The organism is Streptomyces sp. NBC_01264, assembly GCF_026340675.1.
Taxonomy (GTDB): Bacteria; Actinomycetota; Actinomycetes; order Streptomycetales; family Streptomycetaceae; genus Streptomyces.
Genome location: NZ_JAPEOX010000002.1, coordinates 2216425 through 2231711, shown reverse-complemented (window position 1 = coordinate 2231711; position 15287 = coordinate 2216425). Strand labels below are relative to the sequence as shown.

At 73.0% G+C, this 15287-nt stretch carries 12 protein-coding genes; 8 read left to right on the top strand and 4 right to left on the bottom strand.

Annotation, left to right across the window (positions count from 1 at the left end):
- Positions 1 to 5 precede the first annotated feature (5 nt).
- The 3 genes from scpA to OG435_RS43040 all read right to left on the bottom strand — a co-directional run bounded on the left by scpA (position 6) and on the right by OG435_RS43040 (position 5337).
- Positions 6 to 2201: a methylmalonyl-CoA mutase gene (gene scpA / locus OG435_RS43050; RefSeq protein ID WP_266885994.1), complete on the bottom strand. Its 2196-nt coding sequence runs from the start codon at positions 2199 to 2201 to the stop codon at positions 6 to 8.
- Entirely contained in the window at positions 2198 to 4054 is a 1857-nt protein-coding gene (locus tag OG435_RS43045; protein WP_266885992.1) for a methylmalonyl-CoA mutase family protein, read from the bottom strand. Before OG435_RS43045 ends, scpA begins: the two co-directional genes overlap by 4 nt.
- Positions 4055 to 4116: 62 nt before the next feature.
- On the bottom strand, positions 4117 to 5337 hold the full coding sequence (locus tag OG435_RS43040; RefSeq protein ID WP_430625832.1) for an ROK family protein: 1221 nt from the start codon (positions 5335 to 5337) through the stop codon (positions 4117 to 4119).
- Positions 5338 to 6267: 930 nt separating this feature from the next.
- Between OG435_RS43040 and OG435_RS43035 the strand changes: the two genes are divergently transcribed.
- The 8 genes from OG435_RS43035 (at position 6268) to OG435_RS43000 (ending at position 14241) form a co-directional block, all read left to right on the top strand.
- Positions 6268 to 7206: a TauD/TfdA dioxygenase family protein gene (locus OG435_RS43035; RefSeq protein WP_266885988.1), complete on the top strand. Its 939-nt coding sequence runs from the start codon at positions 6268 to 6270 to the stop codon at positions 7204 to 7206.
- Positions 7207 to 7345: 139 nt separating this feature from the next.
- A complete protein-coding gene (ssuE, locus tag OG435_RS43030) occupies positions 7346 to 7903 on the top strand; it encodes an NADPH-dependent FMN reductase (RefSeq protein WP_266885986.1) in 558 nt (185 codons plus the stop codon).
- Between the two features lie 132 nt (positions 7904 to 8035).
- The gene (locus OG435_RS43025) at positions 8036 to 9070 is read left to right on the top strand and encodes an ABC transporter substrate-binding protein (RefSeq protein WP_266885984.1); all 1035 of its coding nucleotides are present in this window, start codon (positions 8036 to 8038) and stop codon (positions 9068 to 9070) included.
- Positions 9071 to 9079: 9 nt separating this feature from the next.
- Positions 9080 to 9895, top strand: coding sequence for an ABC transporter ATP-binding protein (locus OG435_RS43020; protein ID WP_266885982.1), 816 nt, complete (start codon positions 9080 to 9082; stop codon positions 9893 to 9895).
- Positions 9892 to 10806 carry an ABC transporter permease gene (locus tag OG435_RS43015; protein ID WP_266885980.1) on the top strand — a complete coding sequence of 305 codons (915 nt, stop codon included), beginning with the start codon at positions 9892 to 9894 and terminating at the stop codon, positions 10804 to 10806. The genes OG435_RS43020 and OG435_RS43015 overlap by 4 nt, the downstream gene beginning before the upstream one ends.
- 131 nt (positions 10807 to 10937) lie before the next feature.
- Positions 10938 to 12299, top strand: coding sequence for an LLM class flavin-dependent oxidoreductase (locus OG435_RS43010; protein ID WP_266885978.1), 1362 nt, complete (start codon positions 10938 to 10940; stop codon positions 12297 to 12299).
- Positions 12296 to 13876 (top strand): FAD-dependent oxidoreductase, encoded by a 1581-nt coding sequence (locus OG435_RS43005; protein WP_266885976.1) that lies wholly within the window; start codon positions 12296 to 12298, stop codon positions 13874 to 13876. The genes OG435_RS43010 and OG435_RS43005 overlap by 4 nt, the downstream gene beginning before the upstream one ends.
- Positions 13873 to 14241, top strand: a complete 369-nt coding sequence (locus OG435_RS43000) for a 4Fe-4S dicluster domain-containing protein (protein WP_266885974.1) — start codon at positions 13873 to 13875, stop codon at positions 14239 to 14241. Before OG435_RS43005 ends, OG435_RS43000 begins: the two co-directional genes overlap by 4 nt.
- Positions 14242 to 14323: 82 nt before the next feature.
- On the opposite strand, the gene OG435_RS42995 is transcribed toward OG435_RS43000, so the two are convergent.
- Positions 14324 to 15244, bottom strand: coding sequence for an NADP-dependent oxidoreductase (locus OG435_RS42995; RefSeq protein WP_266885972.1), 921 nt, complete (start codon positions 15242 to 15244; stop codon positions 14324 to 14326).
- Between the last annotated feature and the right edge of the window lie 43 nt (positions 15245 to 15287).

Below are 15287 nucleotides of genomic sequence, written 5' to 3'. Positions count from 1 at the left end.
CGCGACTACAGCTCGTGGCCCAGGTCCGCGGCGAGCCGCGTCACCAGGTCGTGCGCCGCGTCCGGGATGACCGTGCCGGGCGGGAACACCGCCGTCGCGCCCATCTCGAGGAGCGTGGGGACGTCCGCCGGCGGGATGACCCCACCGACCACGATCATGATGTCCTCACGTCCCTCCGAGGCGAGGGCCTCGCGCAGTGCCGGTACGAGGGTCAGGTGTCCGGCGGCCAGCGAGGACACGCCGACCACGTGGACGTCCGCCTCGACGGCCTGGCGGGCGACCTCCTCCGGGGTCTGGAACAGCGGGCCGACGTCCACGTCGAAGCCCAGGTCGGCGAAGGCGGTCGCGATCACCTTCTGGCCGCGGTCGTGCCCGTCCTGGCCCATCTTGCAGACCAGGATGCGCGGCCGGCGGCCCTCCGCCTCCCCGAACCGGTCGACGAGCGCACGGGTGCGCTCCAGGGACGGGGACTCGCCTGCCTCGGTTCGGTACACACCCGAGATCGTACGGATCTGGCTCGCGTGCCGCCCGTACACCTTCTCCAGGGCGTCCGAGATCTCGCCCACCGTGGCCTTCGCGCGGGCCGCGTCCACCGCCAGGGCGAGGAGGTTGCCGTCCCCGCGCTCGGCCGCGTTCGTCAGCGCCCGCAGGGTGTCCTGGGTGACCGCCTCGTCGCGCTCCGCCCGCAGCCGCCGCAGCTTCTCGATCTGCTGGGTGCGCACGGAGGAGTTGTCGACCTTGAGGACGTCGATCTGCTCGTCGGTCTCGACCCGGTACTTGTTGACGCCGATCACGGGCTGACGTCCCGAGTCGATACGGGCCTGCGTGCGGGCCGCCGCCTCTTCCACGCGGAGCTTGGGGATGCCCGCGTCGATGGCCTGCGCCATGCCGCCGGCCGCCTCGACCTCCTGGATGTGCTGCCAGGCCCGGCGCGCCAGGTCGTACGTCAGCTTCTCGACGTACGCGCTGCCGCCCCACGGGTCGATGGACCGGCAGGTGCCCGACTCCTGCTGGAGGAGGAGCTGGGTGTTGCGGGCGATGCGCGCCGAGAAGTCGGTGGGCAGCGCGAGGGCCTCGTCCAGCGCGTTGGTGTGCAGCGACTGGGTGTGGCCCTGGGTGGCCGCCATCGCCTCGATGCAGGTGCGGGTGACGTTGTTGAAGACGTCCTGCGCGGTGAGGGACCAGCCCGAGGTCTGCGAATGGGTGCGCAGGGAAAGGGACTTGGCGTTCTTCGGGTCGAACTGCTTGACCAGGCGCGCCCACAGGAGGCGGGCCGCGCGGAGCTTGGCCACCTCCATGAAGAAGTTCATGCCGATCGCCCAGAAGAACGACAGGCGCGGTGCGAAGGCGTCCACGTCCAGGCCGACGGCCTGGCCCGCCCGCAGGTACTCCACACCGTCCGCGAGGGTGTACGCCAGCTCCAGGTCGGCCGTGGCCCCGGCCTCCTGGATGTGGTAGCCGGAGATGGAGATGGAGTTGTAGCGGGGCATCTTCTGCGAGGTGAAGGCGAAGATGTCGGAGATGATCCGCATCGACGGCTTCGGCGGATAGATGTAGGTGTTGCGGACCATGAACTCTTTGAGGATGTCGTTCTGGATGGTCCCGGCGAGCTTGTCGGGGGAGACGCCCTGCTCCTCCGCCGCCACGATGTAGAGGGCGAGGACCGGCAGCACGGCGCCGTTCATCGTCATCGACACCGTCATCTTGTCCAGCGGGATGCCGTCGAAGAGCTGGCGCATGTCGTAGATCGAGTCGATCGCCACGCCCGCCATGCCGACGTCGCCCGTCACCCGCGGGTGGTCGCTGTCGTAGCCGCGGTGCGTGGGCAGGTCGAAGGCGATCGACAGGCCCTTCTGGCCGGAGGCGAGGTTGCGCCGGTAGAAGGCGTTGGACTCCTCGGCCGTGGAGAAGCCCGCGTACTGCCGGATCGTCCAGGGCTGGTTGACGTACATCGTCGGGTACGGGCCGCGCAGGTACGGGGCCACACCCGGATAGGTCCGCAGGAAGTCCAGGCCCTCCAGGTCGCGGCCCGTGTACAGGGGCTGTACGCCGATCCCCTCGGGCGTCTCCCACAGCAGCTCGGCGGCGCCCGAGCCGGTGGACTCCTTCAGCGCGGTGCGCCACTGGTCCTCGGACCCGGCTGCCGGGGCGCCGCCGTCCAGCGGGAGTTCGGAGAAATCGGGGATGCGGGGGGTGCTCACTGCGCGACTCCCATCCGGTCGAGTACGGAGGACAGCACGGCGACGGCGTCGCAGCCGGCGAAGACGTACTCGTCCACGGCCGCCGCGGCGGTGCCGGGCCTGCCCGCGAGGAACACGGTCGTCGCGCCCGCCGAGCGCAGGGCCGCGGCCACCGCCTCGGCCTGCTCCTCGTACAGCGCGTCGCTGGAGCACAGCACGGCCATGCCGTCGGCGCCGCTCGCGGCGTAGGCCGCGGCCGCGGTCTCCGGGGTCACCGACACCGGGTCGTGGACCGGGGTGATGCCGCCCGCCTGGAACAGGTTGGAGGCGAAGGTGGCGCGGGCGGTGTGCGCGGCCGCCGGGCCCAGGGCCGCCAGGAAGACGGTGGGCCGGGCCCCCGTCGCCTCCAGGTGTACGTCGCTGCGCGCGCGCAGGGCCTCGTACGCCTCGTCGCGCCGCACGCGCGGCAGTCCGCCGGTGAGCGGGGCCGGCGCGGGTTCCCGTACGACCGGCTTCTCGGAGAGGTGCGGGAACTCGCTGACCCCGGTGACGGGTTCGCGGCGGGTCGACAGCTTCTTCGAGCGCGCGGCCCAGGTGGCGGCGAGGCGTTCGGCGACCAGGCCCGAGCGCAGGGCGGCGGCCTGGCCGCCGGCCTTCTCGATGGTCTGGAAGAACTCCCAGGCGGCGTGGGCGAGTTCGTCGGTGAGCTGCTCGACGTAGTACGAGCCGCCCGCCGGGTCGATCACCCGGGCCAGGTGGGACTCCTCCAGCAGGATCGTGGAGGTGTTGCGGGAGATCCGGCGCGCGAACGCGTCGGGCAGGCCGAGGTCCTGGTCGAACGGCAGCACGGTGACCGCGTCCGCTCCGCCCACGCCCGCCGCCATGCAGGCGACGGTGGTGCGCAGCATGTTCACCCACGGGTCGCGGCGGGTCATCATCACCGGCGAGGTCACCGCGTGCTGGCGCTGGGCGCCGGCCGCCGGAGCCCCGCAGGCCTCGGCGATCCGGGCCCACAGCCGGCGGGCGGCGCGCAGCTTGGCGATGGTGAGGAACTGGTCGGCGGTGGCGGCGTAGCGGAACTCCAGCTCGCCGAGGGCCGCTTCGGTGCTCAGACCCGTGTCGGTGAGGGCGCGCAGGTAGGCGACCCCGGTGGCCAGGGACAGCCCCAGCTCCTCGGCGGCGCTGCCGCCCGCCTCGTGGTACGGCAGGGCGTCGACGGTCAGGGCCCGCACGTGGGGCCAGGCGGCCGTCTCCGTGGCGAGCGCGGCGGCCTCCGCCAGGTCCAGGGCCTCACCCGTCCGGGCCTCGTGGCCCAGCGGGTCGGCGCCGAGCGAGGCGTGGGCGGCCTCGGGGGCCACCTGGCGCTCGGCGTACAGCGCGAGCAGGGCCCGGGCGGCCTCGGCGTACTGGGCGCCGGGGTCCAGGGAGACGGGCGCGAGGTCGAGGTAGACCCCCTCCAGCGCACGGCCCAGGCCCTCGACGGGGAGGCCGGCGTCGCCGACGGCCAGCCACAGCGAGGTGGTGCCGTTCTCCAGGTCGGCCAGGGCCGCGTCGTTCACCCGTACGGGGTCGGTGCCCGCGATCCGCTGGCGCACGTCCCAGCCCGAGGCGGCGCTGCCCTCGGCGCGACCGCCGCGTACGAAGGGCGCGAAACCGGGGAAACCGGTGTCGGGTGCCGTTTCGGGCGCGGTGTACAGCGGCCGGGTGGTGAGCCCGTCTTCAAGCTTCGTGGACAACGCGTCTTCCGCTGCCTCGCCGGAAACTTCCTTGCCCGACTTGCGCAGCACGCCCTCTACCAGGCGCTGCCACTGCTCATGCGTCGCGTCAGGGAATTCGGCGGCCAAGGAGAGCCCGTCATCAGGCAGGACCGTCATGGCTCGAATGGTAGGGGGGTCCTTGTGAACGACCTATAACCGCCGGATGTGATCTCCCCCTCTCATGTGAGTCGGGAGGGGTCACGAAAGAGCGGGGCGAGGAGGACGGTCGCGGAGGCTACCGGGAGTACGGCGGGACCCGCGTGCGGGGCGACGATCCGCCGCCCGTAGCGGTCCTGGTCACCGGCCGCGGCGCGGATCTCGTCGAGGTAGCCGTCGTGGAGGATGCTGGCCAGCTCCGCGACCACCATGACGGCCGGGTTGAACACGTCGAGGAGCAGGGCCGCGGCCCGGCCGACCGTACGGGCGCGTTCGCGCAGCAGCCGGTCGGCGCGGGGGTCGCCGGCGGCGGCCGCGTCGACCAGCAGGTTGATGGAGGGCTCCGGGACGATGCCCCGGCGCACGGCCTCGGCGCCGATGACCCCGTCGGAGGCGCTCGCCTGGAGGCAGCCCGTACGGCCGCACGCGCAGGGGGTCGGCGAACCGGGCACCGGGAGGTGCGCGACGTCCCCGGCGGCGGCTCCCGGGCCCTGGTGCACGGTGCCCTCGATGCCGAAGGCGGCGTCCACGACGTTGCCGATGAAGAGGTGGAGGAGGCTGGAGTGGGCCTCCGGGCGGCCGAAGAGGATCTCGGCGTGGGCGACGGCCCGGGCGTGGTTGTCCACGGAGACGGGCAGGCCGAGGCGGTCGGAGAGCTCGGCGGCGAGGGGGAGGTCGCGCCAGCCGAGGGCGTCGTGGCGGACGACGGTCCCGTCGGCGGGGCGGACCCAGCCGCCGAGGGCCGCGCCGACGCCGAGCAGGGGGCGGCCGGTGGGGTTGGCGTCCCGGAGGAACCGGCCCAGTTCGGCGGCGATGGAGGCGGGGAGCCCGGCGGGGGAGCGGCCCGCGTGCGGGAAGGAGCGGCGGGCCAGGACGCGGCCGCGCAGGTCCACGAGGCCGAAGGTGGAGGCGGGCACGCCGATGTGCAGGCCGGCGGCGAGGGGGCCGCCGAGGGGGCCGGTGTGCAGGTCGAGGGGGATGCGGGGGCGGCCGGGGCCGGCGGTCGCGGAAAGCGGCTCCGGCTCGGGGCACTCGCGCAGGAGGCCGGCCCGGAGGAGGGCCGTGGCCTGCCGGGACACGGCGGCCGGGCTGAGACCGCAGAGCTTCGGGATGTCGCTCCGGGCGAGGGGGCCGTGGGTCAGGACGGCACGGAGCACGGAGGCGGCATTGGCGGCGGCCCGGCTGTCACCGGGGGTGGGGGGCACGGGCGGGCTCCTCGGGGGATGGGGTACGGCCCCGATCATGCCGTGTCGCCGCGCTCGGCGGGGACGTGTCGGGGCGTGCGGGGCGGGGTGCGGACGGGGTGCGGCGCCGTTGCGGGGCTCCGCCCCGGGCCCCGGACCCCGCGCCTCAAACGCCGGCGGGGCTGATTCTGGCCGGCGGGGCTGAGGGGGGCCGGCTTGAGGTGGGACGGGGTGTGGCGGGGCCGGGATGTGGTGGGGCCGGGATGGCGCGGTGCGTGGCGGGTGCGTTGCGGGGGCGTGAAATCAGGCCATGGGTTTCGGCCGTTCCGGGGGTGGCGGGAAATGGTGAAAGTGCAGGTCATGGGGTGTGCGTGTAGGGGGTCCGGGGCGATGGTGGGGGATGCTCGATGGGGTTGACCGGGGGTGGGGGCGCTGGCAGTCTCCGGGACATGACCGCGACCGAGTTCCTCGCCCCGCGGCTCCACACCCCCGGCCTCTGTACCGCGCCGGGCGAGTGTCAGGGCCGTCGCTGTACGGCCCCGCGCTGTTCCTGAGCGTCTGCCGCCCCGGAGTCCCGGAGTCCCGGAGTCCCGGAGTCTCTGAGCCCCCGGAGTCCCGGAGTCTCTGAGTCCCGGAGTCTCTGAGCCCCTGAGCCCCTGAGCCCCCAGGGTCCCTTGTGCCGCCGACTTGCCGAGTGGCCGGGCGTTCGTGCGCCCCGTCGTCCGGGGTGGCCGTCCGGGCTCGCACCGCGTCGCTCCGGGTCCGGGCCGATCGGATCCGAGTACCGCCCGCTCGCCCCGTCGCCGGCCGACGGCTGCCCGTCCACTCGTCTGCTCGTCGACCCGTCGGCCCGCGAACTCCGCCGGCCCCTGCCCGCCGAAACCTCTTCGCCCGCCGCACAGCACCACCCGTCCGCCTTCCCCGGTCGGATGCCCGTCGTCTTCGCTTCCCTCATTTCTTCCTCTGCGGAAATAAACAAGGAGCCTCCTCATGTCCACTGCCACCCGCACCGACCTCACCGTCACCAGGATCGGCGGCCGCATAGGCGCCGAGATCGGTGGAGTCCGGCTCGGCGGCGAGCTCGAGGCCGAGGCCGTCGCCGGGATCCGGGCCGCGCTGCTCGCCCACAAGGTCGTCTTCTTCCGGGGCCAGGACCACCTCGACGAAGACGGCCACGAGGCCTTCGCCGAGCTGCTCGGCGCGCCCGTCGCACACCCCACCGTGCCCTCCGCCGACGGGCGTTACGCGCTCGGCATCGACTCCCACCACGGAGCCCGCGCCAACCAGTGGCACACGGACGTCACCTTCGTCCCCGCCTACCCCGCCTTCTCGATCCTGCGCGCCGTCACCATCCCGCCGTACGGGGGCGACACCCTGTGGGCCAACACGGCCACCGCCTACGCCGGCCTGCCCGAGCCGCTGCGCGTCCTCGCCGACAGCCTGCGCGCCGTGCACTCCAACGAGTACGACTACGCCGCCCTGAAGCCCGACGCCCTGCCCGAGGCGCTCGCCCAGTACCGCGAGGTGTTCACCTCGACCAAGTTCCTCACCGAGCACCCGGTCGTCCGGGTCCACCCCGAGACCGGAGAACGCACCCTGCTGCTCGGCAACTTCGTCCAGCGGATCAACGGACTCACCGGCCGCGACTCGCGCCTCCTCCAGGACCTCTTCCAGGCCCACATCGAGCTCCCCGAGAACACCGTCCGCTGGCAGTGGCAGGCCGGTGACGTCGCGATCTGGGACAACCGCGCCACCCAGCACTACGGCGTCGACGACTCCGACGCCCACGAGCGCACCCTGCGCCGCGTGACGGTCGACGGAGACGTCCCCGTCGGGCCCGACGGGGTCCCGTCCCGGCTGATCAGCCCCGAGGCCGTGCCGGACCCGGCCTTCGGCATCGCCTCCGGAGCCTCCACCTCCGAAGCCTGAGCCCGAGCCCGAGCCCGAGCCCGAGCCTGAGCCCGAGCCCGAGCCCGAGCCCGAGCCCGAGCCCGAGCCGGCAGGTACCGCCCGGCCCCGAACCACCCGTCCCACCCCACCACCCTCCCCGTCAGCCAAGGAGCGCTCCGTGCCCAAGCTGCTCGCCCTCACCGGCAGTCCGTCCCTCCACTCCCGTACCGATGTGGTCGCCGACCACATCCTGCGCCGCCTGAACCACGCCGGGTTCGAGACCGCGCAGCTCGCCGTCCGGGAACTCCCCGCCGCCGACCTGCTCGCCGCGCGCCGCGGCGAGCCGGAGATCCGCCGGGCCCTGGAAGCCGTCGCCGAAGCCGACGGGATCGTCATCGCGACGCCCGTCTACAAGGCCTCGTACACCGGACTTCTCAAGGCCTTCCTCGATCTGCTCCCGCAGGACGGGCTGGCCGGGAAGACGGTCTTCCCGCTGGCCACCGGCGGCAGCCTGGCCCACGTCCTGACCATCGACTACGCCCTGCGCCCGGTCCTCGCCGCGCTCGGCGCCCGGCACGTCACCGCCGGCCGCTTCGTCCTGGACTCCTCCGTCGAGCGCGGGGACGGCCCCGACCGGCTGCGGCCCGAGGCGGAGCTGGACCTGTACCAGGCCGTCGACGAGTTCGCCGAGGCCCTGCGCGCCGCCCAGGCCGCGGCGCTCACCACCGCGCGCTGATCCCCGTACGACAACGGGATCCGCCGGCCTCCTCCGCCCGGCCGCCCGGTCACCCGACCGCACCGACCGCACCGACCGCACCGTCCGAGCCATCTGCCCCACCCGCCCGACCCGGATCGACAAGGAATCGCCATGTCCGCAGGCTTCACCACCACCCGTACCTCCCGACGCCAGTTCCTCACCCTGCTCGGCATCTCGGCGGCCGCGGTGAGCTGCGGGACGGCGACCGCCACCGGCGGCTCCGGCGGCAAGCAGATCACCTCCCTGAAGTACCAGGGGGCGGTCGGCGCGGTCACCCTCCCCGAGCTCGCCGCGGACCTCGGCTACCTCGGGAACGTGACCCTGGACTGGGTCGGCAACACCATCAGCGGCCCGCAGGACATCCAGTCCGCCGCCACCGGCCAGACGCACTTCGGCAGCGCCTTCAACGGAGCCGTCATCAAGCTCGCCTCCACCAAGGCCCCGATCAAGGCCGTCATCTCCTCCTACGGCTCCGACCAGTACTCCTACGGCGGTTACTACGTACTGGAGGACAGCCCGATCCGCTCGGCCCGCGACCTGATCGGCAAGAAGGTCGGCATGAACACCCTCGGGGCCCACTACCAGGCCCTGCTCGACATCTACCTGAGCCGGGGCGGCCTCTCCAAGGAGGACGCGGCCAAGGTCGAGCCCCTCGTGGTTCCGCCCGTCAACACCGAACAGTCGCTGCGGCAGAAGCAGATCGAGGTCGGTGTCCTCACCGGAGTCCTGCGCGACAAGGCCCTCGCGGCCGGCGGCATCCGCCCGCTGTTCACCGATGTGGAACTGCTCGGCCCGTTCAGCGCCGGGACCTACATCATGACCGACCGCTTCATCAAGCAGAACCCGGACACCGTACGGACCTTCGTGACCGGCGTGGCCAAGGCCATCGAGTGGTCCCGCACCACCCCGCGCGAGCAGGTCGTCGCGCGGATGACGGAGATCGTCAAGAAGCGCGGCCGCAACGAGGACACGGCGACCCTGCAGTTCTGGCGCTCCTACGGAGTCGCCGAGACGGGCGGCCGGATCGAGGACAAGGAGTTCCAGCTCTGGCTCGACTGGCTCGGCGACCGCGGCGAGATCAAGAAGGGCCAGCTCAAGGCGGCCGACCTCTACACCAACGAGTTCAACGGACACGGGAAGGGCTGACCGGCTGCCATGGCGAAGATCGTGTTCGACTCCGTGACGAAGACCTTCCCGACGAAGGACAAGAAGACCGAGTTCACCGCCCTCGACGGCATCGACCTGGAGATCGGGTCGGGGGAGTTCGTGGTGGTCGTGGGCCCCAGCGGCTGCGGCAAGTCCACCCTCCTCGACCTCCTCGGCGGCCTGACCCCGCCCACCTCCGGCCGGATCCTGCTCGATGGCAAGCCGGTCACCGGGCCGGGGCTGGACCGGGGCATCGTCTTCCAGCAGTACGCGCTGCTGCCCTGGCGCACCGCGCTGGGCAACATCGAGTTCGGCCTGGAGGCCACCGGTGTCCCGCGCCGACAACGGGCTGCGAAGGCACGGGAGTTCCTTGACCTCGTCGGTCTCACCGGGTTCGAGGACCGGCACCCGCACGAACTGTCCGGCGGCATGCGCCAGCGGGTCGCCATCGCGCGCTCGCTCGCGTACGACCCGGACGTGCTGCTGATGGACGAGCCGTTCGCCGCGCTCGACGCGCAGACCCGCGAGTCCCTCCAGGACGAACTGCGGCGGATCTGGCAGAGCACCGGCAAGACGGTCGTGTTCATCACCCACGGCATCGAAGAGGCCGTGTACCTCGGGCAGCGGGTGGCCGTCATCACCTCCCGCCCCGGCAAGGTCAAGCAGGTCGTCCCGGTGTCGTTCGGCGACCGGGCCACCGGGGCCACCGGTGAAGACCTGCGCTCCAGCCCGGAGTTCGCCCGCTACCGCCACGAGATCTGGACCCTGCTCCACGACGAGGTGGCCCGCGCCCAGCAACTGGAGAAGGAGGAGGTCGCCGTATGAGCACCACGGTGGAAGCGGCAGTGGAAGTGGCGGAAGCGGAGGCGGAGACCGAGGCCGAGGCCGCGGCGGTACGGACCCTCGCGCCCCCGGCGGTACGCACCCCCGCGCCGGCCCCCGGACGGGCACCGGCCGCGTCGGTGGCGCTGCGCGCCCTGCGGGTGCTGCGGGCGGTGGCCCTGCGCTCGGCGGCGATCCTGGCACTGCTGGGACTGTGGGAGGCGGCGCCGCGGCTGGGGCTGGTCGACGCGACCTTCCTGCCGCCGGTGAGCGAGGTCGCCAAGGCCTGGTGGGAGCTGCTGGGCAACGGCCAGCTCGCCGAACACAGCAAGGCGAGCCTGGCCCGGTCCTTCGGCGGATTCGGCATCGCGGTGGCCGTCGCGGTCCCGCTCGGGCTACTGATCGGCTGGTACCGGCCGGTGGCGGCGCTGCTCGGGCCGCTGCTGGAGGTGTTCCGCAACACGGCGGCGCTCGCGCTGCTGCCGGTGTTCGTGCTGCTGCTGGGCATCGGGGAGACCTCGAAGGTCTCGATCGTGGTGTACGCCTGCGTCTGGCCGATCCTGCTGAACACCATCAGCGCCGTGGGCAACGCCGATCCGACACTGGTGAAACTGGCCCGCTCGATGGACCTGTCCACGCCGAAGCTGTTCCAGAAGGTGATCCTGCCGGCCTCGGTGCCGGTCATCTTCACGGGCATCCGGCTGGCGGGGGCCGTCTCCATCCTGGTCCTGGTCGCGGCCGAGATGATCGGCGCGAAGGCGGGCCTCGGCTACCTGATCAACGCCTCGCAGTTCAACTTCGCGATCCCGCAGATGTACGCGGGCATCGTCACGATCTCCGCGATCGGCCTCGCCTTCAACCAGGTCCTCGTCGCGATCGAACGCCGCCTGAGCACCTGGCGCGTCCCGTCCTGAGGCGCTGAGGCCACCGCCTGGCCCTGTCCCGCCTCGGCCTGTGCCCGCCTGCCCCTGCCCCCGCCCCCGCCCCGCCCTGCCCACTTCCCACGGGTGCGCCCCGCCGCCGCCCGTCTCCCCGAGGACATGAAATGACCGCACCCCGGACCCTCCACCTCAACGCCTTCCTCATGAACGCCGGGCACCACGACGCCGCCTGGCGCCACCCCTCCAGCAGCCCCGAACGGATCACCGATCTGAGCTACTTCCAGGAACTGGCCCGCACTGCCGAGCGCGGCCGGCTCGACTCGATCTTCTTCGCCGACGGGGTGGCCCTCTGGGGCAAGGCCCGGTACAACGCCGTCGGCGGCTTCGAGCCGCTGACCCTGCTCTCCGCGATCGCCGCCGTCACCGAGCACATCGGGCTCATCGCCACCGTCTCCACCACCTTCAACGAGCCCTTCAACACCGCCCGGAAGTTCGCCTCCCTCGACCACATCAGCGGCGGCCGGGCCGGCTGGAACATCGTCACCTCCGGCAGCGTCGACGAGGCCCGCAACTTCAACCGCGACGAGCACCTGGAGCACAACCTCCGCTACGAGCGGGCCCGCGAGTTCCTCGACGTGGCCACCAAGCTCTGGGACAGCTGGGAGGACGACGCGATCGTCCTCGACAAGGAGGCCGGCATCTACGCCGACACCGACAAGCTGCACCCCGCCGCGCACCGCGGCGAGTACTTCGGCGTCGCCGGACCGCTCAACGTGCCCCGCTCCCCGCAGGGCCACCCGCTGCTCGTCCAGGCCGGGTCCTCCGAGGACGGCAAGGAGTTCGCGGCCCAGTACGCCGAGGCCGTCTTCACCGCCCAGCAGACCCTCGCCGACGGGCAGACCTTCTACAAGGACCTCAAGTCCCGCCTCGCCAAGTACGGCCGCACCGAGGACCAGTTGCTCGTACTGCCCGGCATCGCCCCCGTCATCGGCTCCACCGAAGCCGAGGCGAAGGCCCTGGAGCAGCAGCTGACCGATCTCCAGGTCCCGGAGTACGGCCTCGCGCAGCTCTCCAACATGCTGAACGTGGACCTCACCGGTCTGCCGCTCGACGGCGGGCTGCCCGAACTGCCCGAGGAGCGGGACGTCAACGGCAACAAGAGCCGCTTCACGCTCGTCGCCGGACTCGCCCGCCGCGACGGCCTCACCCTGCGCGAGCTGATCGCCCGGCTGGGCGCGGGCCGCGGCCACCGCGTCTTCGCGGGGACGCCCGAGCAGATCGCCGACCAGCTGGAGGAGTGGTTCACCCAGGGGGCCGCCGACGGCTTCAACATCATGGCTCCCGTGCTCCCCACCGGGCTGACCGACTTCGTCGACCAGGTCGTGCCGATCCTGCAGCGCCGCGGGCTCTTCCGCACCGAGTACACCGGCCGGACCCTGCGCGAGAACTACGGTCTGCCGCGCCCCGCCAACCGCTACGCCACGGCCGGAGCCGCGGCGGCCGTCGGAGCCGGAGCCGACGCGTGAGCGAGCACGTCGCCGACGTGCTGGTCGTCGGCGGGGGCCCCGCCGCTTCCTGGGCCGCCCTCAAGGCGGCCGGGGCCGGGGCCTGCGTGGTCCTCGCCGACAAGGGCTACTGCGGCACCAGCGGGGCGACGGCCGCCGGCGGCACCGGCGTCTGGTACGTCCCGCCGGAGCCGGCGGCCCGTGAGGCCGCCATGGCGAGCCGCGAGGGGCTGGGCGGGTACCTCGCCGACCGGCGGTGGATGTCCCGGGTCCTCGACGAGACGTACGCCCGGATGAACGAGCTGGCCGACGAAGGGCGCTACCCCTTCCCGACCGGCCCCGACGGCCGACCGCTCCGTAACGGCCTCCAGGGGCCCGAGTACATGCGGCGGATGCGCATCCGGATCCGCCGCGCCGGGGTCCGGATCCTCGACCACAGCCCGGTCACCGAGCTGCTCATCGACGCGGACGGAGCCGTCGCGGGCGCGGCCGGCCACCGCCGCCAGGCCGGCGAGCCCTACCGGGTCCGGGCCGGCGCCGTCGTCCTGGCCACCGGCGGCTGCGCCTTCCTCAGCGGCGCGCTCGGCACCAACACCAACACCGGGGACGGCGCGCTGTTCGCCGCCGAGGCCGGGGCCGAGCTGTCCGGGATGGAGTTCTCCAACTCCTACGGGATCGCCCCCGAGGGCACCTCCGTCACCAAGACGGCCTTCTACTCCTTCGCCTCCTTCTACCGGGAGGACGGCGAGGTCCTGGAGGGCGCCGCCAGCCTCGGCGGCCGCTCCGCCATCGCCCGCGAACTCCTCACCGGAGCCAAGGTCTACGCCCGCCTCGACCGGGCCGACGCCACGGCCCAGGCCGCGATGCGGCTCGCGCAGCCGAACTTCTTCCTCACCTTCGACCGGCTCGGCATCGACCCCTTCACCGACCGCTTCTCCGTGACCCTGCTGGCCGAGGGCACCGTCCGCGGCACCGGCGGGATCCGGATCACCGGGGAGGACTGCGCCACCTCGGTCCCCGGGCTGTACGCCGCCGGGGACGCGGCCACCCGTGAGGAGATCTGCGGGGGCTTCACCGGAGGCGGCAGCCACAACGCCGCCTGGGCGATGTCCTCGGGCAGTTGGGCGGGCGCGGGCGCGGCCCGGTACGCCCGCGCCCTGGGCTCGGGCCGGGCCGCCTTCCGGCCGGTGACCGGGGCCGGCGGGGCGGGCCTGCGCCCGGCCGGGGACGCCGGGTCCGCGGCCGGGCCCGGGGAGGCACGGGAACTCGTACGGCTCGTGCAGGAGGAAGTGCTGCCGTACGACAAGAACTACCTGCGGCACGGCTCCGTCCTCACCGGCGCGCTCGGCGCCCTCGACGAGGTCTGGGCACAGGTGCGCTCGCTGCGCGGGGAGGGCGCCGGGCTCGTCAAGGTCCGGCAGGCGGCGGCCATGACGGCGCACGCCCGCTGGATGTACGCCTCCGCGCTGGCCCGCACGGAGAGCCGCGGGATGGCCCGTCGGCTCGATCACCCGGGGCAGGACCCGGCGCAGCACCACCGCATCGTGACGGGCGGGCTCGACCGTGTGTGGACGCGGCCGGCGGAGCTGGTCGCATGATCGAGCTGGTGTCGGCCGAGCGGTGCATAGCCTGTGACAAGTGCGTGGAGGTCTGCCCGACCGACGTCTTCGAGCGGGGGCCGGAGGGGATCCCGCTGCTCGCCCGGCAGGAGGACTGCCAGACCTGCTTCCTGTGCGAGGCCAACTGCCCGGTGGACGCGCTGTTCGTGTCCCCGCTGACCCGGCCGGTGCCCGAGGACCCGGCCTTACGGGACGAGGCCGCTCTCGCCGGCCGCGGTCTGCTCGGCAGCTACCGGCGGGACATCGGCTGGGGCGAGGGGCGCACCCCGGGCTCCCTGCGGGCGGTCGGCCCCTCGCTCGGCCCGGCGGGCGGCGGCGGGACGGCGCCGCCGATCACCTCCTGACCGCTCCTGACCGTCTTACGGGACCACGTGCCGCCGGAGTGGAACGCTCCGGCGGCACGTCCGGGCCCGCTTGCGGGCCGCGTCAGACCGTCAGGACGATCTTGCCGCGGGTGCGGCCCGTGGCACTCAGCTCCCAGGCCTTCGCCGCCTCGGCGAGCGGCAGCGCGTGTTCCACGTTGACGGTGAGCTTGCCCTCGTCCGCGAGCGCGGCCAGGAAGGTCAGGTCGGCGGTGTCCGGGCGGACCCACAGCTGGTGAGCGCCCTGGGCGGCCGCGGTGTAGTCGGCGATGGAGACCACCCGGTGCTGCTCCTTGACCAGGGACTGGAGCACCGGGACGACGTCGTCGCCGAAGAAGTCCAGCGCGGCGTCCACCCCTTCGGGCGCCAGCTCGCGGACCCGGTCGGCGAAGCCCTCGCCGTACAGGACCGGTTCGGCACCCAGTGAGCGCAGGTAGTCGTGGTTGTGCGCGCCGGCCGTGCCGATGACGCGCAGGCCGAGCGCGACCGCGATCTGCACGCCGAAGGAGCCGGTGCCACCGGCGGCGGAGTGGATGAGCACGGTCTCGCCGGCCTGCAGCCCCACGCGGGTCAGCGACTGGTAGGCGGTGAGCCCGGCCAGCGGGATGCCGGCGGCCTGCTCGAAGCTCAGCTCGCGCGGCTTGCGGGCGAGGGTGCGGACGGGGGCGGAGGCCAGCTCGGCGTAAGTGCCCAGCTCCACCCACTCCTTGCGGACGTAGCCGTACACCTCGTCGCCGACGGCGTAGTCGAAGGTGTCCTCGCCGACCGCCTCGACGACGCCCGAGACGTCCCAGCCGGGTATGACCGGGTAGCGGACTTCGAGGATCGAGTCGAGGTAACCGGCGGCGAGCTTCCAGTCGACCGGGTTCACGCCGGCGGCCCTGACGCGGACGAGGACCTCGCCCGGACCGACCTTGGGCTCGGGGACCTCGGTGAGGGTGAGGACGTCAGGCGTTCCGTATGCGGTGTATGTGATTGCCTTCATGATCGTCCCAACGGGACGTCGGGGCGGCGTTGTTCCGAATTTT